We start from the raw sequence: 26,867 nt of genomic DNA on the forward strand, positions 1-26,867 counted from the left end.
TCCCTACACGACGCTCTTCCGATCTATCTGCACCGATTACAACATCACCTGCCACAACCAAACCTTTTTCCGGCAGTAATGCATGTTCAATACCAACCCTGCCGGTTTCAAAATAATTTGTAATATCATTTTCTTCTGCAAAATCTTTCACGCACTTGTAAAGTTCTGCCGATTTAATATCTTTATTTGGTGTAAAGTGGTCCGGCACTAATGCAATTTTATCTTTGCAGAAAACACAATCCACATTCATTTTCTTCATTTCTCCAATAGCAACAGGTGCTGTTACATCATTACCTAAAACCAAATCTAAATCGGCTTCGATTAACTGACCTGCCTTCACTTCATCAAGTCCTGCATGTTTTGCAAGAATCTTCTGAGTCATAGTCATTCCCATAATGATTTCCTCCTTAATCTATATATACATTTTATAATCTCATTTAAACGCATAATCTTTATTATATTAAAACAAATTTCCTTTCTAGTCAATAACTGCCCCTATCAACAATATAATAATCTCAAATTTCCATTATGCTTATTTTACAATAACTCTACGATTGCAATTAAAAATGATGCTTGCAACAAATCTCAAAATATGATATAAATTTTATGTTATGGAGACGTACCGAAGTGGCCGTAACGGGGCTGACTCGAAATCAGTTTATCAGTTTATGCTGGTACAAGGGTTCGAATCCCTTCGTCTCCGTCTAAAACGCAATCCCTAAAAAGGATTGCGTTTTTTGTGATGGCAACATGGAAAATGGACATCATACTTGCATAGATGGACATTTGACGACCGCTTACAATCCCGCAATGCGGCTAATGCCGCTTCCGGTAATTGTTTAGATAATATAAAAAAATAAACTGCTTTGGAGGTCTTATGCATTATAATTCTCTTAATTCATACTTAAAACAAAAATTTGGCTGTAAAGTCTATAAACTTTCCCTATCCTCCGGACTTTCCTGTCCTAATAGAGATGGCAGAATAAGTGATAAGGGCTGTATTTTTTGCAGTAATGGAGGCTCAGGAGAGTTTGCAAGTCCTAAGCATCTTTCCATTACAGAGCAAATCGAAGCAGCCAAAACAAAAGTTGCAAATAAAATAAATACAGGGAAATATATTGCCTATTTCCAATCTTTTACCAATACATATGGGGATGTATCTTATCTCAGGGAAATATTCTCAGAAGCAATCACACATCCTGATATTGTAGCGCTATCCATCGGAACCAGACCTGATTGTCTGCCAAATGATGTTATTTCATTATTAAAAGAACTCAATGATATCAAACCAGTATGGGTAGAACTGGGATTACAGACTGCCAATGAAAATACGGCCCGATATATTAATCGTGGTTATCCTTTAGATGTATTTAATCATGCGGTCACCACTTTAAATAACATCAATGTTGACGTTATTGTGCATGTAATTATCGGTCTTCCTCATGAGTCCAAAGACGATATTCTTCATACCATAAAATATGTATGCTCAAAAAATATTGCCGGAATAAAACTTCAACTTTTACATGTATTAAAAAATACTCCTTTAGAAAAGGAGTATCTTTCTAACCAATTTTGTGTATTATCTCTTGAAGAATATACGGATATTCTGGCAGAGTGTATTACTTATATCCCACAAAATATCATAATCCACCGCCTCACCGGAGACGGACCCAAATCTTTACTGATTGTGCCACTCTGGAGTGCCAATAAAAAAGCTGTTCTCAATTATATCAACAAACGTTTCGATGTTTTAGATATCCAACAGGGAAGTAATACTTGACAGATTACAGAGAGGTAGGTATTTCCACGCTTACCTCTATACTCTCGCTCTCTTCCATATCCTGTGTTGTCATTTCCTCAGTCTGTTCTCCCGTAGTCTCTTCTGTCATTTCTTCAAAACTTTCTGTTTCCTCCACCGATTCTGTTTCTCCCAATATACTTTCCGTTTCAAAGCTGTCTAAATCATCTCCCATAGTGATATAATCCAAATCTACAGAAATAACCTCTTCTACCTTCTGAATCAAGGTGTCAATATTTTGACTGCACATTTTTTTAACGCTGATTTTTTCTTTTTCAGCAAGCTTCATGCATAAAATAGCTTTTCCAAATGAAACATCATTCTTTTGGGAAACTTTTTTTACTTCATCTGTTATGTCACAATTTTGATACAATGTTTTGCATTTTATATTTCTCTTTTCTATAATCTGCTTAGTCACACTTTTTACGTTCCTTGCTTCTTCTTTCACCTGCTCCCTGTCATTAGATACTACAGATAAAAGCATTGCATTTTTCTTTTTATCCAAATAACCATTTTTATTAAGCTTCTTCACGACAAGTTCTACTGCTTCTGTATAGCCGGTATCCTTATTTAATTTTTCTCTTACCTGTTTGACGATTTTCTTTGCATCCTTATTTCCCGCCGAAACTTTTTGCACGATTCCATCTTTATCCACATCAATACTAATACTCGGATTTACATCTACAATAATCTGAAATGCCAAATTTGTATTTTTAGGTGTGGTTACAGGACGCAAAATCATCACTGCAATAACAATACAAGCAGCAATTGCCACAATTGCCGGTGCGATAAAATACTGTCTGATATCACGTTTTTCTTTAAATAATGGTTTATTCCTGCCAAACAATTCTCTTTCATTCTTTACAGGCTCAATCGGTGTCTGTAAAATTTTATTTAACATATCAGGAGCCATCTGTTCCAGTTCCTGATTTAGTTTTTGTCTAATATCCTTTTCCTGCATAATGACCTCCTATTCCATAACAATTTGCTTCATTTTTTTTAATGACCTATTATATTTTGATAAAACTGTCGACAACGGTAATCCTACTAATTCTGCAATTTCACGGTGTTTTAAACCATCTATCATATGTAAAGTAACAATAACTCTTTCTTGTTGTCCTAAAATACTAAATGCTGATTCTAACAACATTCGGTTTTCAACATTTTCCGCATCATCACTCTTAGTCTCAAAATTTTCAGAAATATAATTTTCAACTTCTCCAAAATCAACACTTCTATTTTTTCCGTATTTTCTAACAAAATCTAAATATTGATTTTTGGCAATCGCACAAATCCATGTCATCGGCGTTCCCTGTTTTTTGTACAAATGACTTCCATTTCTAATTTTAATATATGTATTTTGCATTAAATCTTCTGCATCCTCTTTATTTCTTGTTAACGATAGTAGAAATCCATATAATGGTTTATATGTTGCATAATATAATTCCGTAAATGCCATATCATCACCATTTGCTATCTTTTCAAACCAATCCTCATTGATACTTTGATTTAAACCGGAACTTCCAGTATTATCTTTTGCATCTTTATTTTTATGTTTATATCTCATATACCTATCCTGCTTCATATTTATATTGTTTTTATCAATATTTTATATAAACGTAGGTAACCGCAAAAATATTGCATTCTTTTTTATTTTTTCTTATACCTATATAACGTTTATTTATATATTTTTATTTCATTGTTGTACAAAAAAATATTTCCACTACAATTACTGAAACATTTCTAATAGAACCATTTCGTAACAAAGTGGAAATATTTTATATATTATAGAAATTTATTTATTCTGTAAAAATTCCGGAATCTTAATCGGTTTTTCTTCCACTGCTCCCTGAGGTGCGCTTATCTTTCTGGAAAAATCACTCTTTGGCGCTGCTGAAGATGGTGTTGCATTGTAAGTAAATGACTTTTTAGTAGCACCCATACCAAAAGGTGCAGCTTTTGATGCCGGCTCACCAATACCTGTAGCCATAACTGTTATGGAACATTCATCAGGATATGTATCCTCATATCTCACACCAAAGATAATATTTGCGTCTTCTCCGGCTAATTCCTGCACATAACTTGCAGCCTCATTTGCCTCAAAAAGACTAACATCACCCGTGATATTAATAATAACGTTCTTTGCGCCGTTGATTGATGTTTCAAGAAGCGGAGAGGTTACAGCCTGCTGTACTGCTTCTGATGCTTTTTCGTCACCACTTGCCTCACCGATGCCTATATGCGCAATTCCCGCATCTCTCATTACTGTCTGAACATCAGCAAAATCAAGGTTAATCAATGCCGGAACATTAATTAAATCTGTAATTCCCTGTACAGACTGCTGTAATACTTCGTCAGCTTTCTTTAATGCCTCTGGCATTGTTGTTCTCTTATCTACAATCTCTAATAATTTATCATTTGGAATGACAATCAGCGTATCTACATTTTCTTTTAATCTTTCAATACCTGAAAGCGCATTATTCATACGGGTTTTTGCTTCAAATCTAAAAGGCTTTGTGACAACACCTACTGTAAGCGCTCCCTGTTCTTTTGCAACTCTTGCAACAACCGGTGCGGCACCTGTTCCTGTTCCGCCTCCCATTCCACAAGTCACAAATACCATATCAGCACCCTTCAATAACTGTGCCAGTTCCTCTACGTTCTCTTCAGCAGCTGCCTCGCCAACTTCCGGCTTTGCTCCTGCTCCGAGACCCTTTGTTATTTTTTCACCAATCTGTAGTGTAGTAGGTGCCTTACTTCTCTTAAGCACCTGTGCATCTGAATTTACAGATATAAACTCAACACCACCGATGTTTTCATCTATCATTCTGTTTACGGCATTGTTTCCTGCTCCACCAACACCTACAACTATAATTTTTGCAACTGCTTCACTTTCGTTTGTAGTAATTTCTAACAAGAGATTATCCTCCTTCGTTTCATCTAAATTTCACATTTTTAAACATCACAATATGCACCAATTAATCATTTATCATAAACGGACATAATTAGTCATAATTGCATATATACTATATAATATAATTCTTTGAAGAAAATATCAACAGTTAATTTCTAATTTGTTAAAAAAAAATCATTCTTTTATTTTTTTGATGTATCTGCCTTTTTTCTTAATGTATAACTTCCATCCTCGCTTGCACGCTTCATATTAAGAACACCATTATATTTCAAAATTTTTTGGTACATATCATTTAAATCTTTTAATTTCTTATCTAAATTACTGATTTTTCCTAAATCTATCCTTAAATCTTCTATGAATAATGATGTTTCAGCATCATCGTTGACTTGAATTTTCTTAATTTTATAATTATATACTTCTATCGAATTAACCACTGTTAATAATGAATTTAATACATTAGCATTTTTTACATCAATTTTCTTATACAATGGCAGCTTATTATATTCCAAGCCAACAATCTTTGGAATATTTTTTATTTTTTCATCACTTATTTTCAAGACCATACCATTTTTATCCAGAAAATAGTACATTCCATTATTTGTAATATATCCTTGAAATTTGCGCTCATATGCCTTGATTTTGACTTTTGATGGAGAAACTAATTTTACAGAATATTCTTCAAAGATATCAAGTTTATCACCTTTTCCTATTTTATTTTTTATCCAAAAAATTAACGTATTATCAATTCCTTTATAATCTAAGTATGCTTTCACCTCATCTGCCGTAAATTGATTTAAGTCTGATGACACATTTACAGCATTCATTTTGAATCCAAATATGACAATCAAAACTAACACAACAATAATAGGAATTGTTATAAATAATATTTTAAATCCCTTTTTTAATCTTCTTTTCCTTCTTCTCTTTAATTTCCTTGTCTGTTTCATATTATATTACCGACCTTTAAAAGCTCTTTATCATAATTTACCTGATTCTCTTTATTTTTCTTGATACCGATAATACGAGTCCCATTTCAATCATTAAAAACAACAAAGATGTTCCACCATAACTAATAAATGGCAGGGAGACTCCTGTATTTGGAATTAAAGTTGTAACAACAGCAATATTGAGAACTACCTGAATGGATATATGTGCCAAAATACCTACGACAAGCATCGAACCGAACATGTCAGGTGCATTGCTGGCAATTACCCGCATTCTTCGGATTAAAAATACAAAAAGCAAAATAATGCAAACCGCACCAAATATTCCCAGTTCTTCGCATATTATGGAAAAAATCATATCATTGGTTGCCTCTGGAACAAACCCAAGCTTTTGTGCGCTGTTTCCAAGACCTTTTCCGAAAATTCCACCTGAACCTATCGCATAAAGCCCCTGCAGAGGCTGGTATCCCTTTCCTGCACCCTCCAGGAAATTCTCAGGATTTTTCCAAACCGCTATTCTCTCAAATCGGAAACTTAATGAAGCCAGCTGAGGCATATTTCTCATAACATATAAACCAATAATTGCCACCACTAAACCGATAGATATCGGTCCCGTAAAATATTTTCCGGCACCGGCAACAATTAACATAACTGCACCAATTCCCGCTATAATCACTGCTGAACTTAAGTTTGATGTTAAAACAAAAACCAATCCTGCTCCTAACAATGTCAAACCATAAATCTGCCAGCACAATTTTCCCCGCTTGATTGCACCCGCTCCACATTTTGATAAAATATATGCAGTAATTACAATCACACCAATTTTCACAAGCTCTGCCGGCTGAAACTGAACAACTTTCAAGTCAACCCATCTTTTTGCACCATTTAATTCAAGACCAAGAGGCGTCATAACCAAAAAGACAGAACCTATAGAAACTCCATAGATTAAAGTCTTAAAATTTTTCCACAATCTATAATCAATAAAGATTGTTGGTATCATAAACACACACCCAATAGCTGTGGCCTTAATCTGTCCCTTCAGGAAAAATGCCGCATCTCCATATTTGTTCAAAGCTGTATATGAACTTGCACTATATAGAAGAACATAACCTAATAACATTATAAAAATCCATACAAAAAGCAGACTATAATCAAAATAGCCTTTATGCTTTTCTTTTTTTAAAGTTATTTCTTCTCCACTCACCGGATTATATTCTTTCCGCACGATTTCTCTTCCTTTTAACTACTTTTTCATATTAAAAACTAATTCTTTAAACAAGTCTCCACGTTGCTCATAATTGTCAAACATTCCCCAGCTCGCACATGCAGGAGATAAGAGAACTGCATCTCCCGGAACTGCTGTTTTTCTGCATTCTTCTACAGCTTCCTCCAGCGAATTTGTAAAAATAATTTTTTCAAAGCCAAATTTTCGCACAGTATCTGCAATCTGGTTTGCCGTCTGCCCTAGCACAACCAGACACTTTATTTTATCACCAAATTCTTTTGCCCAGTCATCAAAAGACACTTTTTTGTCATATCCGCCTGCTATCAATATAGTCGGACGACACATCGCCTGAATCGCTTTGATAGACGCATCTGTATTTGTTCCTTTAGAATCATTGTAATAAATAACATCATCAATCGTATCCACATACTCTATTCTGTGTGGTACCGCTTTAAATTTTCTGATAGCTTCCCTTATAACCTCCGCAGGAACTCCCATATGAATTGTAATTCCAATTGCTGCCATTATATTTTCAATATTATGGATTCCGACCAAAGTCGTATCATCTGTAGTCGTAATAACTTTACTTTCATTGCCATCTTTATAGATAATATTCCTGCCATCTAAAAATATGCCTTGTTCTAACTTCCTCTTACTACTAAACCAAATAATTTTATTCTGTACTTTTGGTGCGTAATTTCTCAAAATCTCATCTTCATAGTTCAATATAACCGGCTGTTCTTTTTCCTGATTTTTAGATATGCTCATTTTCACATCCGTATAACATTCCATCGTGTAATGCCTGTTGAGATGATCCGGAGTAATATTTAACACTGCACTTACATCCGGCTTAAATGTATGTATTGTTTCTAACTGAAAGCTGCTGACTTCTGCCACTGTAACTGAATTTTCATCCGTATCCAATGCAGTTGACGTATATGGATTACCAATATTTCCAACCACATCCACATGAGAAAAATAATCTGATAAAATTTCTCCTACCAGTGCAGTAGTCGTTGTTTTTCCGTTTGTGCCTGTAATGGCTGCTAATTTTCCCTTAGCGACAACATATGCTAACTCAATCTCGCCCCAAATTGGTACTCCTGCCTCTTTCACCTGATTTACAAATGGTGCATCAATAGCAATTCCCGGACTTAAAACCATTAAATCTACTTTTTCTATGATGCACTTCTGCAGTTCTCCAAGTATCACATCCACATTTTCTGAATTTTCTAATTTTAACAAAATATCTTCTTTTTTTAATTTTTCATTTCCATCATAGATAATAACGGAAGCTCCCAGTTTTTTTAACAAATCTGCCGCACCGATTCCACTTTTCCCGGAGCCTGCGACTAAGACGATTTTATTATTCCACTCCATAATATCTCCTTAAAAGTATTTACCTTTCTACTCTGCTTCACAAATGTAGCCCGAGATTGGTTACAAATTAAAGTGCAGCGTATGCTACAAGACAGAGTATTGTTGTTACAATCGCAAAAGCTGCTACGACCTGCGTTTCTGCATAACCACTTTCCTGAAAATGATGGTGTAACGGCGCCATCTTAAATACTCTTCTTCCTTCCCCATACTTTTTCTTTGTATATTTAAACCAAGTTACCTGTATAATATCTGACAATGCCTCCACTAAATATATAAAAGCAATGATTACGATAAAGATTGGCATTTTAAGCATAAATGCCATTGCTGCAACAAATCCCCCGAGTGCCAGAGAACCCGTATCTCCCATAAAAACTCTCGCCGGATATACATTATAAAGGAAAAAACCTAACAGAGACCCTACGAGCGCTGCACTTATTGGCTCTAAACCGGTTCCAATGGATACCGTTGTAAAAAATACTGCTATGATAATTGTAACACTAGTTGCCAAACCATCCAAACCGTCCGTCAAATTTGCACCGTTAACTGTTCCCAAAACAACAATAAATAAAAATGGAATAAACAGCCATTCCGGCATTGTTATCTCCATTCCATTAGTAAACGGAATGATTGTCGTTGTACCAAGACCTGAATACTTCATTATATAAAAACAAAATATTGCTGTCACAACAAGCTGTGCCAAGATTTTTTGAATCTCAGTCAATCCCAAATTTCTCTTTTTCACTACTTTTATATAATCATCAGCAAATCCGATAATGCCAAAACCTGTAATCATAAATAATACCGGCACGATTTTGGTATCTTTTTCCACAAACATAAATATAATAGCCGTCACAATTACGCTTGCTAAAATAATCATTCCACCCATTGTCGGTGTTCCGGCTTTGCTTTGATGAGATTTTGGGCCTTCCTCCCTGATATACTGTCCAAATTTCATCTTCCTTAACAGTGGAATTACTATAGGACATAAGATTACACTTGCCGCAAAAGATATAATAATCGCCACAATAATTGTTGTACTTGTACTCATTTTATTCTCCTTGTTCTTTTTCCTCCAATAAATATGGAAGAATATTTTGGTATAACTTACTTATGACCGGTGCCGCCACCTGCCCACCATAATAGATACCCTCCGGCTCATCAATAATTGCCATTGCAATGACCTTGGGATTATCTGCCGGAGCAAATCCCATAAAAGATGCTATGTATTTTCCAGAACCTCTTGGAAGTTTCTGAGAAGTGGCTGTTTTTCCACCCACTTTAAATCCTTCTACCTGTCCTTTACTTCCTGTACCCTCTGAAATAACTTTTTCTAGCACATATCTCATTGTATCAGATGTTTCTTTGGATACAACCCCCTCTTTTTCATTATAAGCAAATTTCTCCACGATATCTCCGTCTGAATTTTCAGCACTGACTGCAAAGTGAGGTGTTACAAGCTTTCCTCCATTAATTACGGCACTTGCCGCCACAAGGTACTGAACAGGTGTTATCTGAAATGACTGACCAAAAGACATTGTGGCAAGTTCTACATTGCCAACATTTTTAATCTGATGAATTATCGTTCCCGCTTCACCCGGAATATCAATCCCTGTCTTTTTTAGAAGACCTAATTTTTCTAATTGCTTGTAAAAATTATTTACACCAACTTTTAACCCTACATCAATAAAAACCGGATTGCAGGAGTTCATCGTTCCCTGTAGAAAATTTTCTGCACCATGACCTGTTGTCTTATGGCATTTTATTCTTCTGTCATCCACAACACGAAATCCTGGACAGCTGAACTTTGTATCCAAAGTGACAACTTTATTTTCCAATGCTGCAGTAGCTGTCACAACTTTAAAAGTGGAACCTGGTTCATAAGTATCATTTATGCACTGGTTCCTCCACATTTTGTTAAGTAAATCCTGCTTTTGTTTACTGTTGACATTCTCTGTCAATTCATAATTTAGCTTGTATGGCTCATTCAAATTAAATTCAGGTGCATTTACCATAGCCATAATTTCACCGTTATTTGGATTCATTACGATAATCGAAACATAATTTGCCTTTTTTGCCTCAAGTGTATTATATGCAATTTGTTCCGCATATTGCTGAATATTTACATCAATACTTGTAATCAGATTATGACCAGGAACCGGTTCTTCTCTCTGCTCTAAGGCATTCTCCATCTCGATTCCTCTGGTATCTGTCGGCGTAAGAATGAGTCCGTCAGCTCCCTTCAAATATTTTTCATATTTTACTTCCAGACCAATTATACCCTGATTATCTGCACCTGTAAATCCGAGAACTTTCGAAGCTAAACTCTCATAAGGATAATACCTTTTATAATCTTCGTCAACCTTTACGCCCGAAAGATTGTATTCCCTTATTTTATCACCTATCTTTTTATCCACATTAGACTTTATTTTTTCTCTGGAACTAATTTTCTCTACTTTCTTTCGTACTTCCGCCTCATCCATTTCCAATTCTTTGGACAATATAGAAACTACCTTATCCGGGTCTTTAACCTGATTGTATATTACTGACACGGTACAAACAGTCTTATTGGAAGCAATAACTGTCCCGTTTCTATCCAGGATTTTACCTCTCGGCGCCTTAATTTTTCTTTCTCTTTCCTGTACATCAAGTGCCTTTTCCGTATAATATTCTGACTGGAACACCATAATATAAATCAATTTACCTACCACTAAACAGCATATGAAAATGATTCCAATCACATATATCAGTAACATTTTTCGATTAATCGTCTTAACGTTATTCACTTTTCATCCCTAATTAAAACTTTTATTATAATCTATTCATACTCATGAAAACACATTCAAGAAAAGTAATGTTTCTCAAACTAATTTTCTGTGTTCTCATCTTTTAATATGAGAGAACCGTCATCTCCCTCAATAATTCCATCCGCATAAAACTCCGTCTCAAAAGATTGTTTAATTGCTTTTTTTTCTATTTTCTCCGTTTTTTGAATCCCCATATACGGTAAAACCTGTTTCATAATATGTTTCCATAATCCCGTATTATAGGCTGTTGCCTGCGGGTCGTCTTTCGGCGTATCCATTAATGTATAACATACTACCTGTGGGTTTTCACAAGGAACACATCCGATAAATGATAAAATATATTGGTCTTTTAATCTGCCCTTTCCTTTTCCGGATGTATCTACCTTTTCCGCCGTTCCTGTTTTACCACCAACCGTATAGCCATCAATTGCAGCCGTTGTTCCCGTACCACTTGTGACAACTTCTCGAAGACATTCTTTAATATAATCAGAAGTATTTTTTGTCACTGTTTGTTTCACTAAAGTCTTGGAATAATTCTTTACAAGCCTTCCATCTTCAGTGACTATCTGTTTTACAACATGTGGCTCATAATAGTATCCCCCATTTATAAGAGAAGAAAAACCCGAAATCATTTGTATCATATTTACCGTAAAATTCTGTCCAAAAGAATTTGTTGCTAACGTAGATGCTCCCATCCCTCTTGATGCATCATATACAAGTCCTCTTGTTTCATTGGGTAAATCAATTCCTGTTTTCATGCCAAAACCAAATCTGTTTTGATACTGCATAAACTTTTCAGCGCCAATCAGTTTACCAATATGCATCATATAATCATTACAGGACTCCGCAACTGCCTGTTCCACTGATATCGTTCCGTGTCCTTCTACTTTATGGCATTTAATTGTAAAATCGTCTACTTTTTCAAACCCGTCGCACAAAAAAGTAGATTTTTTATTTATCAGATTCTCCTCATATCCCGCCGCAACAGTAAACGGTTTTGCCGTTGAACCAGGTTCATAAGAATCTGTAATACAATAATTTCTCCATATCTGATTTAACTTTTCTGATGTCTGTTTATCTGACATTTTGTCCTGCTGTTCTTTTGTGTAATAGCGGTCCAAATTTGCCGGAGCATTTAAGTCAAAAAGTGTATCATCACCCATAGCAAGTATTTCTCCTGTATCCGGGTCTGCCACCACAACGGCAATTCTTTTTGGCTGATACTTGTTCATATATTTTTTTATAGCTTTTTGAACAATTCTCTGTATATTCATATCAATGGATGATATGACATTCTTTCCATTTTGTGCTTCTTTTATAACAGTTTCTATATTGTTGTCCGCATCCATATATCCGTATTCTCTGCCTTCATTTCCCTTAAGAAAACTATTATAACTGCTTTCAATTCCCAAAGTAGCCTCATTATTTTTATTTGCAAAACCAATCACACTGCATGCCAAAGTATCATATGGATACATCCGTTTATATTCTTTCTCAAAATATACACATTTTACATTCTCAGCATTTTCTTTCTCAAATTTTGTCTTTGCAAACTCACCATCCTGGTACTTTTTGAATTCCTGTACCTTTTGATATGTAATTTCCTTTTTTACTATCCAGTAATTACTGTTATAATGTTCTTTAATTCCTGTAATCAGGTCCTCCCTATTTAAATCAAAATATTGTACTAAAGCATCTACCGTAGGATTCATATATTTTTCACTTTCTTCCTTTGATAACACTTTCGCATCTAAAACCAGATTATATACTACTACGCTCGTGGCCAAGACATTTCCATTTCTATCTTTTATGTCCCCTCTTTTATATGGCACAATACTATTGGTAAAACTCTGTTGTTTTAATACTTTTATAGAATATTCATCCCCATATGTAGCATTGATATATGCAATTCTTATGCACAATATAAATAGAAATCCAATAATCACCCGATAGATGATTTTCAGATTTCTACTTGAATTTTTATCAAATCTTAATTTTGGCTTTCTGCGCCTGCTTCTTTTTCTCACTAATCTTTCTTCACTCATAATTCCTACTTATCCGGTATCTCTCCATATTGTAATGTATAACCGCTGTCACTTGATTTATATGTTGTTATCTGATTATCAGAAGCCTGTCTCATTCCAAGTTTTGTTGTTGCCTCTTTATATATGTGGTCAACATTTACAAAACTATTAATTGCATAGTTTAATGCATTGTTCTGTGTCTGCACAGTCGTAATATTCTTTCTGAGCTCAGAAATATTATCTCTTGTAGCTCTTATATTTGACTGAACATTGAGATATACTACGCACATTGCAAGACAAATAAAAGATACTGCCACTAAAAAAGCTACATGAGGTGCGCTCATAGGTAGTCCGTTTTCATTGACTTCTAATTGTTGCTTCTGCTTTGTCCTTACACGCTCCTGCCTGTTTGGTCTCTCTCTCTTTTCCGGTGCAAGTTTTCTTACCGTGTTACCATCTATATACTCTGTATTCTGTAAATGATTTTTGTATAATCTTGTTTGATTCATATTTGCCTCCTAATGCTTCATTCAGAAGTGCCTGCACTTCCAGTTGAAGCACAAACTCAAGATTGAATTTCCCTTTCAACCTTACTGTCTCTCAAAAATTCTTAATTTAGAGCTTTTTGCCCTCTTATTTTCGCTAATTTCAATTTCACCCGGTACAATAGGTTTTCTTGTTATAACCTTTCCTTTTGAAATCTTTCCACAAACACACACTGGAAAATTTGGTGGGCATGTACAAGGATTCTCGTTCTCTCTAAATTTTGTCTTAACGATTCTGTCCTCCAATGAATGAAATGTTATAATGCAGATTCTTCCACCCGGATTCAACAATTCAATCATTTTATCGAGAGATTCCCTTAGAACCGACAACTCACGATTCACTTCAATTCTGATTGCCTGAAATGTTTTTTTTGCGGGATGTCCACCTTTTGCCTGAAATTTCATTGGAATCGCATGTCTAATCACTTCGCTTAATTCTGCTGTTGTCTCAAAAGGCTTCTTTTTCCTTTCTATAACGATATGCTTGGCGATATTTTTTGCAAATTTATCTTCTCCATAGTCTCTTATAATTCGAAACAATTCATTTTCGCTGTAACTATTTACAACATCTGCCGCTGTCTTTCCCTGGCGTCTATCCATCCTCATATCTAACGGTGCATCTGATTTATAGGAAAATCCTCTGTCTAAATTATCCAGTTGGTATGAAGATACCCCTAAATCTAAGACAATACCATCAACCTTTTCCACACTTAAATCTTTTAAAATCGTATCTATCTCACAATAATTACTTCTCACGAGAGTAACTTTATCTTCGAACTCTTTTAGATGTTCCCTTGCGGCTTCTAATGCTTCTCCATCCTGGTCTATTCCGATAAACCTTCCTTTTTCTGAAAGTCTTTTACATACCTGATAGGCATGTCCTCCACCACCTAAGGTACCATCGACATATATTCCATCCGGATTTATGTTTAAGCCATCAATGGTTTCATTTAACAATACTGAAACGTGTTTGAAATCCATATTGACCTTCTTTCTGTTATTTATCTCTTATTTACCCTTTCCCTATATATTGTTAAACTCCAAGTCCTGCCATGTAATCTGCGAGTTCCTCCAGTTTTTCTTCTGCATCTTCGCTTTCAATGTACTCATTTAACTGCTCATTCCATTTATCTACATCCCAAATTTCAATCCTGTCACCTATTCCTACCCAGACAACTTCTTTCTCTAAAGATGCATAGCCCCTTAAATTAGACGGGATTAAAACCCTGCCCTGCTTATCTGCATCAAGGGGCTCCGCACCACCGAGGAAAAATCGATTAAAACTTCTTACTTTCTTATCTGTAAAAGCCAGACCACTTAACTTTTTCTGCAATGCTTCCCAAGTGGATTCCGGATACGCAAAAAGACACTTGTCGATTCCTCTTGTGACAACAAGTCGCTCAGCGAGAACATCTCTCATCTTTGATGGGATAACTGTTCTGCCTTTGATATCCATTTTTTGAGTTTGTTCACCTGAAAACATAAAACTCACCTATCTTCTTTGTATATTTTACTTAAATTCACCACTTTTCACCACAAATACGTTTGTAGTCACCACTTATATATGAATAATATACCATTTCCCCCCTCATTTCAACCCTAAATTTATAAAAAAAGAGCTGTCACACTAAAAAATTAGTGTCACAACTCTTTTTCTCATCGCCATAACAAAAAATGGCATTGCACTAATGTTAGTACAACAGCCCCTTTTTTACTGAATTACTATGAATGGTCATTAATAATATTCAGTATTTTTTCTCCCTGTTTTGAATCTATATCATAAAAATATCCATCAATAATTATTTTTGTGGATGTATTGATAATCAATTCCTCTGCTTTATTATCATCACATATAACTATTTTTTTGTTCCAACCTGTACTATTTACCTTTATCTTATTACTTAGTTTCAAACTATCTAATGCCTCATACATTTCATCAAAATACTTCTTTTCAATATCTGTAATATTTCCAGTATTCCCATCGACAATATAAATACGAGTTACATCTTCTTTAGAAATGTTCAAAACATTTGTATTGGTCATATAAAAATAAAATATCATGCCCAATACAATAACACATATAACCATAAAACCTATTAATAAACCTCTCTTTTTCATATACACTCTCCTACTTCAGTTCTACATATACATAATTCCAACTTCCTTTACAACCTCCCCAAACAAATCTTGAAGCTTTAGAAGTCCATCCGTCAGCTATTCTTATATATGTTTGATATGTATCTCCATACCAATGTTCATAAATATATTGCTGATATCCAACTGCTAATACAGAATGATCTTCATACATATAGTGTCCGTGAAGTATCAAATGACATGGTTTTCCTCCATCTATAACAGACACAATTTTTTTACCTTTACTTGTTCCACTATGAAACTTAGCAGACACACTAAAGCCGTGATGACTGATATATTTTTTATATCCATTGGCAACATTTTTATCCAATGTTCCATTCTTTTCTGATGTTTTCATATATTTACTCATCAACTTAAATGTATTAAACCAACTAGTATCTAATAAAGACTTATACTTTCTTTTATCTCTATTATACCAATAAAACAATAAATTTGTTGCAGCTGTAGGTGCACATACACCACCTGACGAAAATTGAGACATTGTTTTATATGTTATATTATAATTTTTTATATTGTTTGATTTATATGTATCATAACCACTTTCATAACTTCCAGGAGAAGTAATAAAACTGTCTCCCTCTCCATTTGGTCTTGATTTAAATGAAGCTTTTCCTTTATTTAAAAAATTACTATTCTCTCTATTAATATTTTGTAACTTCTTTTTTGACAGTTTTTTGATATCTTTTGTTGAAACATCAACATAAATCTTTTTGCCATTATCGTTTTTTCCACTTACAGCATAATTGATTCCACCTAGGTAGTATACTTTCTGTTTATTTTTGTCTATATTATAATCTTCTTCCACTTTTTCTTCTGCAATTTCCAGAAAGCTTTCATCTTCATAAGAATATTCTATAATATTCCATGGAGCATTAGCCTCTAATATTACATATCCACATTTCATATCATTTTTCATTAATTCAATATAATAAGCACAAATATTATTGTCACTGTCAAATAATGCCTTTTCACCACCAATAGAATGATTTTTCCACTTACTTTCTGAAAAATTTTTATTAGTATCAATAAAAGAATACACAAGTTTCTCAATATGCTTCAAATTATTACCATATTGACACTCTTCACCTTCGTCCTCATAAGTTTCAGCATAAACATCAAATAAACCATACGAGTACCCCATAACACTAATTAGCAATGTTAACATCAATAAAAACATTACTATTTTCTTTGATATTTGTTTCATAAATTTTCCCCTCCTATTAAAAACATCTTGACAAGTGTATACTAAAAGCATTTTTATGTCAATTTCGCTTTTTATTATTACTACTATAAAAAAACTGTTACATTTAACTTTCTAATGTAACAGCCTTTTTATACACCTACTTACTCATTGCTTTTACTCTTTTTATGATGACAATGACTACAGCCGCTATTGCCACCACAATAGACAATGCCTGTGATACCGGCCATCCGGTAACCGGCATAATAAGCTGGTCTGTTCTCATTCCCTCAATCACAGCTCTTCCAATGCCATATCCGATTAGGTACCATAAAATCACTTCACCATCAAATTTTTTCTTTTTCCGGAATATAAGTATTAATATAAGAACAAACAAATTCCATAAAGATTCATACAGGAATGTTGGTTGAACCTGAATATAGCCAATTTCACTCAATGCTTTCCCCCTGAGTGTCTCCATTCCATTTCGCACTGCTTCAGGAACTTGAGATATACTGTAATTATCATCAAAATATATTCTCATTGCCCAGGGATTACTGTCATTTGCTACACCCCCAAAGGCTTCTCTGTTAAAGAAATTTCCCCATCTTCCAATAATCTGTCCTGCAAGCAGCCCCAGGACTGCTGTGTCGCACATCTTAGCAAAAGACATTTTTTTGATTCTTGTATAAATAAAACATGTGAGAACAGCAGCAATCACAGACCCATAAATTGCCAGTCCCCCATTTCTTATATTGATTATTTCCGATAAATGTTTGCTGTAATAATCCCAACTGAATGCCACATAATATATTCTCGCTCCTATTATACTAAATACAATGGCATACAGGGCAAAATCTATATATTGATTATAATCCTGTCCCGTTCTCTTCGCCTCAGCACATGCAATAACAATACCTGCTAACATTCCTATAGCAAGAATGCAGCCATAAAAAGCAATATCAAACCCAAAAACCGAAAATGACTTTGGCAGGTTCTCAATACCTATATGTAAATTTGGAAATTCAATTGCTGTTGATAATATCATTCTTTCTGTTCCTCCCTTACTTTATCACTGAATATAATTTATCAACATTTACAATTTTATTCAACCCCATCATTGCCCACAGAATTAAAATATGTTAAACTATCTTTTGGTATTACCAAAGATTGGAGGATTTAATATGAAATTAGGTATTGTTGGCCTTCCAAATGTAGGCAAAAGTACATTATTTAATTCATTAACAAAAGCAGGAGCTGAATCGGCAAACTATCCTTTTTGCACAATCGACCCTAATGTAGGAGTCGTAACTGTACCGGATGAGCGATTGGACAAACTTACAGCAATGTACAATTCTGCAAAGACAATTCCTGCTGTTATAGAATTTGTTGATATTGCGGGACTCGTTAAGGGTGCCTCAAAAGGAGAAGGTCTTGGAAACCAGTTTCTCGCAAATATTAGAGAAGTCGATGCTATCGTACATGTTGTCAGATGTTTCGAAGACACAAATGTTATTCATGTAGACGGCAGTGTTGCACCACTTCGGGACATTGAAACAATTAATTTAGAATTGGTATTTTCCGACGTGGAAATTTTAGAACGACGTATCGCCAAAACTACCAGAGGCGCCAGAAATGATAAAGCATTGGCAAAGGAACTTGCTTTCCAGCAAAATATCAAGGCTTTCCTTGAAGAAGGAAATCTTGCCATCAAATATGAAACAGATGATGAAGACGAGAAAGCATGGCTTTCGGAATATAATCTCCTCACAGCAAAACCAGTTATATTTGCGGCAAATGTTTCTGAAAATGATTTGGCAGACGATGGCTCTACCAATGAACACGTTGCCGCTGTAAGACAATTTGCAGCTGAAAATAACTGTGAAGTGTTTGTCATCAGTGCTGAAATTGAACAGGAAATTGCCGAATTAGACGACGATGAAAAACAAATGTTTTTAGAAGATTTAGGCATCAGCACGTCCGGTCTTGACAAGTTAATCAAAGCCAGCTACTCTCTTTTAGGATTAATCAGTTATTTAACATCCGGAGCTGATGAAACAAGAGCTTGGACAATTAAAAGGGGAACGAAAGCTCCTCAGGCAGCAGGAAAGATACACACTGATTTTGAGCGTGGTTTTATTTGTGCTGAAGTTGTAGCATATGATGACTTAATGAAATATGGCTCTATGAAGGATGCAAAAGACGCAGGACTTGTAGGACTTCAGGGAAAAGATTATATCGTCAAAGATGGAGATGTTATTACATTCCGATTCAATGTATAGATATTTTAAATTATTACAAAAAAGGGGCTTTACAGCCCCTTTTTATTTCCTATTCAAAATTCAAGAATATCTTTCTGAATTTATTAATATTTTCTTCTACATCTCCCTTATAAACCGCTGAACCTGCAACGATAACATTTGCCCCCGCGTCTAACGGAATACAAACATTCTCCACTGTCACTCCACCATCCACTTCAATTAGCGTATCTAACTGATATTCATTTACAATTGCATTTACAATCTCAACTTTCTCTGTACATTCATCGATATATGACTGCCCTCCAAATCCGGGATGTACAGTCATAATCAGTATCATGTCTACCTTATCAATATACGGAACAATATCCTCAACAGGTGTCTCAGGGTTACATGCCAGACCCGCTTTCATCCCTTCATTATGTATTGCCTCTATTGTACCAGATACATCTTCACAAGCTTCCACATGTACGGTTAACATCTCAGCTCCCGCACCTTTAAATTCTTTTACATATCTGATAGGTTCCTGTATCATTAGATGAACATCAAAAAATTTATCTGTATATTTTCTTATTGCTTTAACCACTGGCATTCCAAAAGATATATTCGGGACAAACACTCCATCCATTACATCTATATGAATCCAGTCACATCCTGCCTTATCTATTTTCGCTACATCCTCCCCCAGATTTGCAAAATCTGCTGATAGAATGGACGGTGATAATTTAATCATAATTTTTCTCCTTTTCTTTTAACTCATTGTACATTAATTTATAGTTTGTATACCTGCTCTCATAAATAAGGCCACTTTCCAATGCTTCTTTTATGGCACAATCCGGCTCACTTATATGTGCACATCCAACAAATCTGCAACGATTTTTGTATGGAGTAAATTCACCAAAGCAGTCCTCTAATCTTTCCTTTGTCATTCCGGGCACATACAGAGAACTAAAACCGGGTGTGTCAAACACATATGTATTCTCCCCTAAATAGAAAATCTCTGAATGTCTTGTCGTATGTCTGCCTCTGCCAATTTTTTCACTTACACTTCCAGTCTCCATTTTATAATCTTTTGTAAGTGCATTGAGCATCGAAGATTTTCCAACACCAGAAGGGCCTGCAAAAACAGTAGTTTTCCCCTTCATAAGTTCTCTGACCTTATCCACTCCATCTTCTTCAGTAGCACTGGCAAATACAACTTTATAACCTGCGCTATTATATATTTTTTTCAGATTTTCCATAAAATTTGTATCTGCAATATCTGTTTTATTAAAACAAATAATTGTTTCAATATTTTGAAACTCCATCATAACTAAAAACTTATCTAAAAGATTTAAGTTGGGATTCGGATTTTTCAGTGCAAAGATTATCATCGCCTGGTCTATATTTGCTACAGCCGGTCTTATAAGTTCGTTTTCTCTCTGCAATATCTCTGTGATATTTCCTTTTTTCTTTTCTCCGTCTATTATATCTATATTTACATTGTCTCCCACATAAGGTTTCATATTTCTATTTCTGAAAACACCTTTTGCCTTACATTCATAGATACCTTTATCTTCCACATAAACATAATAAAATCCTGCTATACCTTTTACAATTTTTCCATATATTATATCCCTGTTTTCCTGCATACCTACCTTTTATTACACCTTTTATATCTACACTCTCAACTATTTTTTCCGAAACGGAAACATGGGGCTGTTGCTAAACCGCTGCAGCCCCTTACTATTTATTTTAATTTTACAGTCCCTGTATGAATAATCTGACCATTTACCATAAGTTCTATTGTTGCTTTACCCTTTTTATCTCCTGTAAGTTGAATTGTATAGTCTCCCGGCCATGTGGATACATCTGCATATTCTTCATCTACCTTCTGCAACACACCATCTAAAACTACATTTACTACACCTTCTGTAATTGGATTGCCATTTGCATCATGCAAATCTTCCAAGGCGAATGTATATGAACCCGTATATTTTTCACCCGCCTCAGGACCTTTACTCACTACGACACTGATTGTTCCACTCACCGGCATCTGACGTCCCGATTTTACATTCTGTCTGATAACATATCCTTTTTTTACCGTATCACTATATTCTTCCTTGACTTCTCCCACTCCAAATCCTGCTGACGAAATCCTTTCCTGTGCTTTATCTAATTTATAATTAACCACATTCGGAACTGTTGCCGTCTTCTCTGCGCTTTGCTGATTTCCACGACTTACAATAAGTTTTATAATATCATTTTTCGAAACTGCTGCCCTTTCATTCGGAGTACAGGATATGACTGTTCCAATTGTACTTCCACTATATTCATAGGTAACCTCATATTTCAGTCCTAAATCATCCAGTTTTTCCATGGCGCTGTCTAAATCAGATTTTTCAATCCCTGACGGAACCTGTATTCTTTCTGCCCCCTTACTGACAACTAACTTAACTGTGATGTTCTTGTCTACGATACTTCCCGCAGTCTCAGACTGTGAAACAATCTGGTCTGCCGCATAAATATCACTATATACATAATTAGAATCATACACAAATCCAAGATTTTTCTCATTCAACGCCTTCTCAGCCTCATCTGATGTCATGCCAATAACATTTGGCACAATCGTTTTTCTCGGGTCAATCGTTTCCATCTCCTCTGCCGCTATATCTTTTGGAAGTTTTATACTATTATCGCTCAATACGATAGTCAATATTACAGCAACAATCACCAGTGCCACGATACCTGCAACCACACCTCCTATCGTTACAAACCTATCCATCTTCGGCGTCATTGCGTCAATATCATCAATATTCTCCTCCCCCGGTTCTATATTCTTATTTTTCTCTCCGGTTTCTTTTTTAATCTGATTAATTTCTTCGTCTGTTATCATAACGGTAGAACCACCCGTCCTGACAGCATCTAACTGTACAAAATCTGCATCCGGTTCTGATAATGCCCTTTTTAAATCAGCTATTAAAAGCGAAATCTTTGGATATCTTCTCTCCGCTCTGTTCTGAGTACATTTTAAAATTATTTTTTCTATACTAACCGGTACATCTGTAATAAATTCTTTAATACTTGGAACTGTATTCTGTATATGTTTTAAAGCTATTGTCACAGTAGATTCGCCGTCAAAAGGCACTTTCCCTGTAACCATCTCAAACATTGTAATTCCAAGAGAATAAATATCACTTTTTTCATCAACATATTTTCCGCCTGCCTGTTCCGGCGAAATATAATGAACAGAGCCCATAGCGTTTCCATTGATTGTATTTGCACTGGCAGCTCTGGCAATTCCAAAATCCGTTACCTTAACCTTACCCTCTCTTGAAATCATAATGTTCTGCGGTTTAATATCTCTATGGACAATCTGATTATTATGTGCACACTCTATTCCATTTGCAATCTGAATCGCTATACTAATTGTTTCCCGAACAGAAAGTCTTCCTTTTTTCTGAATATAATTTTTTAGTGTAATCCCTTCTATCAGCTCCATTACTATGTAGTACAGGCCATCATCCTCCCCAACATCATAAACATTCACGATATTTGGATGAATGAGACTTGCTGCTGACTGGGCTTCCACTCTAAATTTCGAAACAAAATTTTTGTCTTTACTATACTCTTTTTTTAATACTTTGATTGCAACATTTCTATTCAGTTTATGGTCTTTTGCTTTGTAAACATCAGACATTCCGCCTGCGCCTACTCTTCCTATAATTTCATAACGGTTATTAATAAAATTCCCTTTTTCTAACATGCTCTACTCCTCGCCAATCTCAGGTTTTACCACAATTGCTGATATATTATCTTTTCCTCCGTTTTCATTTGCCTGTCGAATCAGTTCACGGACTGCATCTTCAATTCCTTCATTGCTCTTAATGATTTTTTTTATATCATAATCTTCTACCATATTCGTGAGTCCATCGGAACAAAGAAGCAATACCTCTCCATCCTCGATTTCAATTTCAAAAATATCTGGCGTTGATGTTTTATCATCTGCTACACCTATGGCCTTTGTAATCACATTTTTTTTATAATGGGTTCTCGCCTCTCCCCTGTCTATCATTCCCATTCTCACCATGTCCTCTACCAGAGAATGGTCTCTTGTTATCTGTCTGATATCCCTTCCAATCAGATATAACCTGCTATCTCCTACATTCGAAATATAAACATGGTTGTCTATCAGTGTACATGCCACAAACGTAGTTCCCATCCCACTGTAATCTTTATTGGAATTTGCCATATCATATATCTCTTTATTAATTGAAATGATACCTGCATCTAAAATATTCGCCGGGTCTGACATATGCGTTGCACATACATACTTTACAAACTTTTCAATGGCAGCTCTCGATGCCACATCTCCAGCCTTATGTCCCCCCATCCCGTCTGCAACGATAAAAAGATTAGGAAGCTTTCCAACCGGTTCTGTAGACACAAAAATACTGTCCTGATTAATCGTTCTCATTAATCCCACATCTGTTTTTCCAAATGCGCTGATTGTAATATTAGTCATTCAGTTCCTCCTTTCCTATCTCCTCTTTGCCGCCGGACACTATCTCATTTCTCAATTGACCGCATGCCCCGTTAATATCTCTGCCCATCTCTCTTCTAATGGTAGCATTAATTTTATTTTTTTCAAGTATTGATTTAAATCGCTGCACTGCATATTTATTCGGCTGTGTCAATGTTCTCTCTCGAATTGGATTCACAGGAATCAGATTTATATGACAGTTGATTTCTTTAACAAGATTTGAAAGTTTCTCCGCTTCTTCCACAGTATCATTTACTCCTGCTACTAAACTATATTCAAATGTGATGCGTCTGCCTGTCTTCTCAAAATAATACTTACATGCTTCTAAGATTTCATTGATTGAATATTGATACGCAATAGGCATCAATTCTTTTCTCGTATCATCATCTGACGCGTGCAGTGATAATGCCAATGTAATCTGAACTTTTCTATCTGCCAATTGTCGGATTTTGGGAACAAGACCGCATGTAGATAATGTAATATTTCTCTGGCTGATATTTTCTCCATTCTTATCTGAAATCAATTCAATAAATTTTATCACATTATCAAAATTATCTAACGGTTCTCCACTACCCATTAAAACAATATTAGATACTTTCTCATTCACATCTTTTTCAATTTCATATACTTGTTCTAACATTTCTGATGCCGTAAGATTTCTATCCAATCCATTCAAGGTAGAAGCACAGAATTTACATCCCATCCTGCATCCTGACTGTGTAGATATACATACTGAATTTCCATGATGATATTTCATCAGGACACTTTCTATGACAGACCCCCCTGCTATTTTTGATACATATTTCCTGGTTCCGTCTATTTTAGAAATTAAAATTTTTACCGGTTCTATCACCTTTATCTCATAACTGTCAGACAATTTTTTTCTTAATTCCTTTGAAATATTTGTCATTTCATCAAAACAATTAACTTTTTCAATATGTAACCATCTATATATCTGCCCTGCCCGAAAGGCCTTCTCACCCATCTGCATAAGCTCTTCTTTTAATTCTTCTAAATTATATGATTTTATATCTTTTAATTCACTCATATTCTCTCAAATGCCGATATGAAAAAACCATCCATATCATATTCTCCCAGATAAATTTGTATATATCCCTTTTCTCCACCAAGCTCCTTTGGAATAAGTCCTTTTAAAGATTTTAATTTGAATGGTAAATTTTCTTCAATCCATTTTACATTCTCATTATTTTCAAACTTATTTACGGTACAGGTACTGAAAATAAGTGTTCCTCCCGGTTTTACATACCGGTAAACTACAGATAATATCTCCCGTTGTAATTGTACCAATTCTCTTATTTGTGTCATAGAAACATTATATTTGATATCACTTTTTTTATTCATTACACCTAGTCCGGAACAGGGAAGGTCTGCCATTACAATATCGGCTTTTTCCTCAGAACTCTTATCAAAAACTGTTGCATCACTTATCTCGGCTTTCACATTTTTGCACCCAATCCGGGCTATATTCTCCCGTATTAATTCTACTTTATATTCCGTCAGGTCTCTTGCTTCAACACAACCTGTTCCTTCCATAAGCTCAGCCATATGCATACTCTTTCCACCCGGTGCCGCACATACATCTATAATATAATCTCCCTTCCCGGGATTTGCCGCAAGACCGGCTATCATAGAACTTAAATCCTGAACAGTAACTATTCCACTCTTAAAAATATCCAACTGACTCAGATTATCATATCCACTGATATTAAGTGCTTTATCATATAACAGACTCTGTGTTACTTTGATATCACTCGATTCCAAATTTGATATAATCTCATCCATACCGGCTTTCGAAGTATTACATCGTATTGTCGTTGTTTTTTCTCTATAAACAGAGTTTAACATCGCATTTGTTTTCTCTAATCCATACTGTTTGTCCCATAATTCAATAATCCACTTTGGCATAGAGTATTTTATAGATAAGTTTTCTTTTTCCTCATCCGGATATTTCAGAGAATCCATATTCCTTATAATATTTCTTAAAACCCCGTTGACAAATCCCTTAAGACCCGAAAATTTTCTTTTTACCGCCAGCTTCACAGCTTCATTACATACAGCAGATGCAGGCACCGATTCCATATATTTTAGCTGATAAACTGATAATCTAAGTATATTACAAATTACGGGTTTCATCTTTTTTACAGGAGTATTAGAAAAAGAATTGATAATATAATCTATTTCTATTTGCCGTTCTAATGTTCCCTGAAACAATCTGGTAATAAATGCTCTCATCTTTTTATCAAGGGTAATATAATCATTCAAATACTTGTTTAACACCAGATGACTCTTTTTTCCACTTTGCACGTCTTCCAACATAGATAAAACAAGATTTCTCAAATTTATTTGAGATGAGGTCTGTTTAGTCATCCCTTCTTCCTCCAAATAATATGACAAGTCTTAATAATTGCAAAATGGAAGAGGCCGCTGCCGCAACATATGTCATCGCCGCTGCTCCTAAAACTTTTTTTGTATATTTTAATTCATCTCTTCCAAATATGCCTGTATTCTCTAACACTCTTATCGCACGATTCGAAGCATTAAACTCTACAGGTAAAGTTACAAGTTGAAACAAAACCGCCAACGAAAATGCGATAATACCAATGTTTATCATCATCTGTCCCGTTCCCTGTCCATAAAAAATAATTCCAATAATAATCAATAACCATGATAATCTTGAGCCCCAGTTCGCAAAAGGAACAAGAGCATTTCGCACAGAAATTGGCGCATATCCCTTATGATGCTGCATTGCGTGACCACATTCATGTGCTGCTACGCCGATAGCAGCAACACTGGTGCTATTATATGTTGCATCTGATAAACTCAAAACCTTATTAGACGGATTGTAATTATCTGTCAAATCTCCCGAAATATGTCTGATTTGCACATCATATATTCCCTGGGATTCCAATATTCTTGCCGCCGCCTGAGCGCCTGTCATCCCTGAATTGCTTTTATATTTTGAATATTTTCTAAATGTAGAATTTACATGAGCTGATGCCGCCAGACATATAATCATACCTATAATGATTAAAATGTATGTGGGGTCATAATAAAATCCATATAACATAACGAAATCTTCTCCTTTTCTAAATCAATAA

Annotated in this window: 24 protein-coding genes and 1 tRNA gene; 3 read left to right on the top strand and 22 right to left on the bottom strand. The window is 35.1% G+C overall.

Going from position 1 to position 26,867, the window contains the following annotated elements; all coding sequences use genetic code 11:
- Window positions 1-613: 613 nt before the first annotated feature.
- Both Q5O86_RS05490 and Q5O86_RS05495 read left to right on the top strand, forming a co-directional pair.
- A tRNA-Ser gene (locus tag Q5O86_RS05490) sits at window positions 614-703 on the top strand.
- A 174-nt stretch (window positions 704-877) separates the two neighbouring features.
- Window positions 878-1,780, top strand: a complete 903-nt coding sequence (locus Q5O86_RS05495) for a TIGR01212 family radical SAM protein (protein WP_302626140.1) — start codon at window positions 878-880, stop codon at window positions 1,778-1,780.
- A gap of 4 nt (window positions 1,781-1,784) precedes the next feature.
- On the opposite strand, the gene Q5O86_RS05500 is transcribed toward Q5O86_RS05495, so the two are convergent.
- The 15 genes from Q5O86_RS05500 to lgt all read right to left on the bottom strand — a co-directional run bounded on the left by Q5O86_RS05500 (window position 1,785) and on the right by lgt (window position 18,016).
- Window positions 1,785-2,759 carry a hypothetical protein gene (locus Q5O86_RS05500; RefSeq protein ID WP_302626141.1) on the bottom strand — a complete coding sequence of 325 codons (975 nt, stop codon included), beginning with the start codon at window positions 2,757-2,759 and terminating at the stop codon, window positions 1,785-1,787.
- A gap of 9 nt (window positions 2,760-2,768) precedes the next feature.
- Window positions 2,769-3,365: an RNA polymerase sigma factor gene (locus tag Q5O86_RS05505; RefSeq protein WP_302626142.1), complete on the bottom strand. Its 597-nt coding sequence runs from the start codon at window positions 3,363-3,365 to the stop codon at window positions 2,769-2,771.
- Window positions 3,366-3,593: 228 nt separating this feature from the next.
- Complete coding sequence (ftsZ, locus tag Q5O86_RS05510) at window positions 3,594-4,715, bottom strand: cell division protein FtsZ (protein WP_302626143.1); 1,122 nt, start codon at window positions 4,713-4,715, stop codon at window positions 3,594-3,596.
- Window positions 4,716-4,894: 179 nt separating this feature from the next.
- Entirely contained in the window at window positions 4,895-5,659 is a 765-nt protein-coding gene (locus Q5O86_RS05515) for a cell division protein FtsQ/DivIB (protein WP_302626144.1), read from the bottom strand.
- 37 nt (window positions 5,660-5,696) lie between these two features.
- The gene (locus Q5O86_RS05520) at window positions 5,697-6,881 is read right to left on the bottom strand and encodes an FtsW/RodA/SpoVE family cell cycle protein (protein WP_302626145.1); all 1,185 of its coding nucleotides are present in this window, start codon (window positions 6,879-6,881) and stop codon (window positions 5,697-5,699) included.
- 18 nt (window positions 6,882-6,899) lie between these two features.
- Complete coding sequence (murD, locus tag Q5O86_RS05525) at window positions 6,900-8,261, bottom strand: UDP-N-acetylmuramoyl-L-alanine--D-glutamate ligase (protein WP_302626146.1); 1,362 nt, start codon at window positions 8,259-8,261, stop codon at window positions 6,900-6,902.
- Window positions 8,262-8,328: 67 nt separating this feature from the next.
- Window positions 8,329-9,309, bottom strand: coding sequence for a phospho-N-acetylmuramoyl-pentapeptide-transferase (gene mraY, locus Q5O86_RS05530; RefSeq protein ID WP_302626147.1), 981 nt, complete (start codon window positions 9,307-9,309; stop codon window positions 8,329-8,331).
- 1 nt (window position 9,310) lies between these two features.
- The gene (locus tag Q5O86_RS05535; protein WP_368074743.1) at window positions 9,311-11,044 is read right to left on the bottom strand and encodes a peptidoglycan D,D-transpeptidase FtsI family protein; all 1,734 of its coding nucleotides are present in this window, start codon (window positions 11,042-11,044) and stop codon (window positions 9,311-9,313) included.
- A gap of 80 nt (window positions 11,045-11,124) precedes the next feature.
- Entirely contained in the window at window positions 11,125-13,110 is a 1,986-nt protein-coding gene (locus Q5O86_RS05540; RefSeq protein WP_302626148.1) for a penicillin-binding protein 2, read from the bottom strand.
- Window positions 13,111-13,115: 5 nt separating this feature from the next.
- Complete coding sequence (locus Q5O86_RS05545) at window positions 13,116-13,598, bottom strand: cell division protein FtsL (RefSeq protein WP_302626149.1); 483 nt, start codon at window positions 13,596-13,598, stop codon at window positions 13,116-13,118.
- Between the two features lie 81 nt (window positions 13,599-13,679).
- Window positions 13,680-14,615, bottom strand: coding sequence for a 16S rRNA (cytosine(1402)-N(4))-methyltransferase RsmH (rsmH, locus tag Q5O86_RS05550; protein ID WP_302626150.1), 936 nt, complete (start codon window positions 14,613-14,615; stop codon window positions 13,680-13,682).
- A 52-nt stretch (window positions 14,616-14,667) separates the two neighbouring features.
- Window positions 14,668-15,117: a division/cell wall cluster transcriptional repressor MraZ gene (gene mraZ / locus Q5O86_RS05555; protein WP_302626151.1), complete on the bottom strand. Its 450-nt coding sequence runs from the start codon at window positions 15,115-15,117 to the stop codon at window positions 14,668-14,670.
- Window positions 15,118-15,356: 239 nt separating this feature from the next.
- A complete protein-coding gene (locus tag Q5O86_RS05560; RefSeq protein ID WP_302626152.1) occupies window positions 15,357-15,752 on the bottom strand; it encodes a hypothetical protein in 396 nt (131 codons plus the stop codon).
- A 10-nt stretch (window positions 15,753-15,762) separates the two neighbouring features.
- Entirely contained in the window at window positions 15,763-16,992 is a 1,230-nt protein-coding gene (locus Q5O86_RS05565) for a hypothetical protein (protein WP_302626153.1), read from the bottom strand.
- Window positions 16,993-17,128: 136 nt separating this feature from the next.
- Complete coding sequence (gene lgt, locus Q5O86_RS05570) at window positions 17,129-18,016, bottom strand: prolipoprotein diacylglyceryl transferase (protein ID WP_302626154.1); 888 nt, start codon at window positions 18,014-18,016, stop codon at window positions 17,129-17,131.
- A 136-nt stretch (window positions 18,017-18,152) separates the two neighbouring features.
- Between lgt and ychF the strand changes: the two genes are divergently transcribed.
- Window positions 18,153-19,250 (top strand): redox-regulated ATPase YchF, encoded by a 1,098-nt coding sequence (ychF, locus tag Q5O86_RS05575; RefSeq protein ID WP_302626155.1) that lies wholly within the window; start codon window positions 18,153-18,155, stop codon window positions 19,248-19,250.
- A 49-nt stretch (window positions 19,251-19,299) separates the two neighbouring features.
- Here the strand turns inward: ychF and rpe are convergent, their stop codons facing one another.
- The 7 genes from rpe to Q5O86_RS05610 form a co-directional block, all read right to left on the bottom strand.
- Entirely contained in the window at window positions 19,300-19,959 is a 660-nt protein-coding gene (gene rpe, locus Q5O86_RS05580) for a ribulose-phosphate 3-epimerase (protein WP_302626156.1), read from the bottom strand.
- On the bottom strand, window positions 19,952-20,857 hold the full coding sequence (rsgA, locus tag Q5O86_RS05585; RefSeq protein ID WP_368074744.1) for a ribosome small subunit-dependent GTPase A: 906 nt from the start codon (window positions 20,855-20,857) through the stop codon (window positions 19,952-19,954). The genes rpe and rsgA overlap by 8 nt, the downstream gene beginning before the upstream one ends.
- Window positions 20,858-20,955: 98 nt before the next feature.
- The gene (gene pknB / locus Q5O86_RS05590; protein ID WP_302626157.1) at window positions 20,956-22,971 is read right to left on the bottom strand and encodes a Stk1 family PASTA domain-containing Ser/Thr kinase; all 2,016 of its coding nucleotides are present in this window, start codon (window positions 22,969-22,971) and stop codon (window positions 20,956-20,958) included.
- 3 nt (window positions 22,972-22,974) lie between these two features.
- Window positions 22,975-23,730, bottom strand: coding sequence for a Stp1/IreP family PP2C-type Ser/Thr phosphatase (locus tag Q5O86_RS05595; protein WP_302626158.1), 756 nt, complete (start codon window positions 23,728-23,730; stop codon window positions 22,975-22,977).
- Window positions 23,723-24,796, bottom strand: a complete 1,074-nt coding sequence (rlmN, locus tag Q5O86_RS05600; protein ID WP_302626159.1) for a 23S rRNA (adenine(2503)-C(2))-methyltransferase RlmN — start codon at window positions 24,794-24,796, stop codon at window positions 23,723-23,725. The genes Q5O86_RS05595 and rlmN overlap by 8 nt, the downstream gene beginning before the upstream one ends.
- The gene (rsmB, locus tag Q5O86_RS05605; protein ID WP_302626160.1) at window positions 24,793-26,136 is read right to left on the bottom strand and encodes a 16S rRNA (cytosine(967)-C(5))-methyltransferase RsmB; all 1,344 of its coding nucleotides are present in this window, start codon (window positions 26,134-26,136) and stop codon (window positions 24,793-24,795) included. Before rsmB ends, rlmN begins: the two co-directional genes overlap by 4 nt.
- Window positions 26,129-26,836: a zinc metallopeptidase gene (locus Q5O86_RS05610; protein WP_302626161.1), complete on the bottom strand. Its 708-nt coding sequence runs from the start codon at window positions 26,834-26,836 to the stop codon at window positions 26,129-26,131. Before Q5O86_RS05610 ends, rsmB begins: the two co-directional genes overlap by 8 nt.
- Window positions 26,837-26,867 lie beyond the last annotated feature (31 nt).

The organism is uncultured Eubacterium sp. (assembly GCF_937958975.1).
Lineage (GTDB): Bacteria > Bacillota > Clostridia > Lachnospirales > Lachnospiraceae > Eubacterium_G.

Bases quoted from the DNA above. Each gene is read 5' to 3' on its own strand.
- rsmH (WP_302626150.1), bottom strand. From the start codon at position 14,615: ATGGATTTCAAACACGTTTCAGTATTGTTAAATGAAACCATTGATGGC.
- Q5O86_RS05495 (WP_302626140.1), top strand. From the start codon at position 878: ATGCATTATAATTCTCTTAATTCATACTTAAAACAAAAATTTGGCTGT.
- murD (WP_302626146.1), bottom strand. From the start codon at position 8,261: ATGGAGTGGAATAATAAAATCGTCTTAGTCGCAGGCTCCGGGAAAAGT.
- Q5O86_RS05560 (WP_302626152.1), bottom strand. From the start codon at position 15,752: ATGAAAAAGAGAGGTTTATTAATAGGTTTTATGGTTATATGTGTTATT.
- rlmN (WP_302626159.1), bottom strand. From the start codon at position 24,796: ATGAGTGAATTAAAAGATATAAAATCATATAATTTAGAAGAATTAAAA.
- Q5O86_RS05595 (WP_302626158.1), bottom strand. From the start codon at position 23,730: ATGACTAATATTACAATCAGCGCATTTGGAAAAACAGATGTGGGATTA.
- mraZ (WP_302626151.1), bottom strand. From the start codon at position 15,117: ATGTTTTCAGGTGAACAAACTCAAAAAATGGATATCAAAGGCAGAACA.
- pknB (WP_302626157.1), bottom strand. From the start codon at position 22,971: ATGTTAGAAAAAGGGAATTTTATTAATAACCGTTATGAAATTATAGGA.
- rsgA (WP_368074744.1), bottom strand. From the start codon at position 20,857: ATGCAGGAAAACAGGGATATAATATATGGAAAAATTGTAAAAGGTATA.
- Q5O86_RS05505 (WP_302626142.1), bottom strand. From the start codon at position 3,365: ATGAGATATAAACATAAAAATAAAGATGCAAAAGATAATACTGGAAGT.
- Q5O86_RS05545 (WP_302626149.1), bottom strand. From the start codon at position 13,598: ATGAATCAAACAAGATTATACAAAAATCATTTACAGAATACAGAGTAT.
- Q5O86_RS05540 (WP_302626148.1), bottom strand. From the start codon at position 13,110: ATGAGTGAAGAAAGATTAGTGAGAAAAAGAAGCAGGCGCAGAAAGCCA.
- Q5O86_RS05610 (WP_302626161.1), bottom strand. From the start codon at position 26,836: ATGTTATATGGATTTTATTATGACCCCACATACATTTTAATCATTATA.
- ychF (WP_302626155.1), top strand. From the start codon at position 18,153: ATGAAATTAGGTATTGTTGGCCTTCCAAATGTAGGCAAAAGTACATTA.
- mraY (WP_302626147.1), bottom strand. From the start codon at position 9,309: ATGAGTACAAGTACAACAATTATTGTGGCGATTATTATATCTTTTGCG.
- rsmB (WP_302626160.1), bottom strand. From the start codon at position 26,136: ATGACTAAACAGACCTCATCTCAAATAAATTTGAGAAATCTTGTTTTA.
- lgt (WP_302626154.1), bottom strand. From the start codon at position 18,016: ATGATATTATCAACAGCAATTGAATTTCCAAATTTACATATAGGTATT.
- rpe (WP_302626156.1), bottom strand. From the start codon at position 19,959: ATGATTAAATTATCACCGTCCATTCTATCAGCAGATTTTGCAAATCTG.
- Q5O86_RS05515 (WP_302626144.1), bottom strand. From the start codon at position 5,659: ATGAAACAGACAAGGAAATTAAAGAGAAGAAGGAAAAGAAGATTAAAA.
- Q5O86_RS05500 (WP_302626141.1), bottom strand. From the start codon at position 2,759: ATGCAGGAAAAGGATATTAGACAAAAACTAAATCAGGAACTGGAACAG.
- Q5O86_RS05565 (WP_302626153.1), bottom strand. From the start codon at position 16,992: ATGAAACAAATATCAAAGAAAATAGTAATGTTTTTATTGATGTTAACA.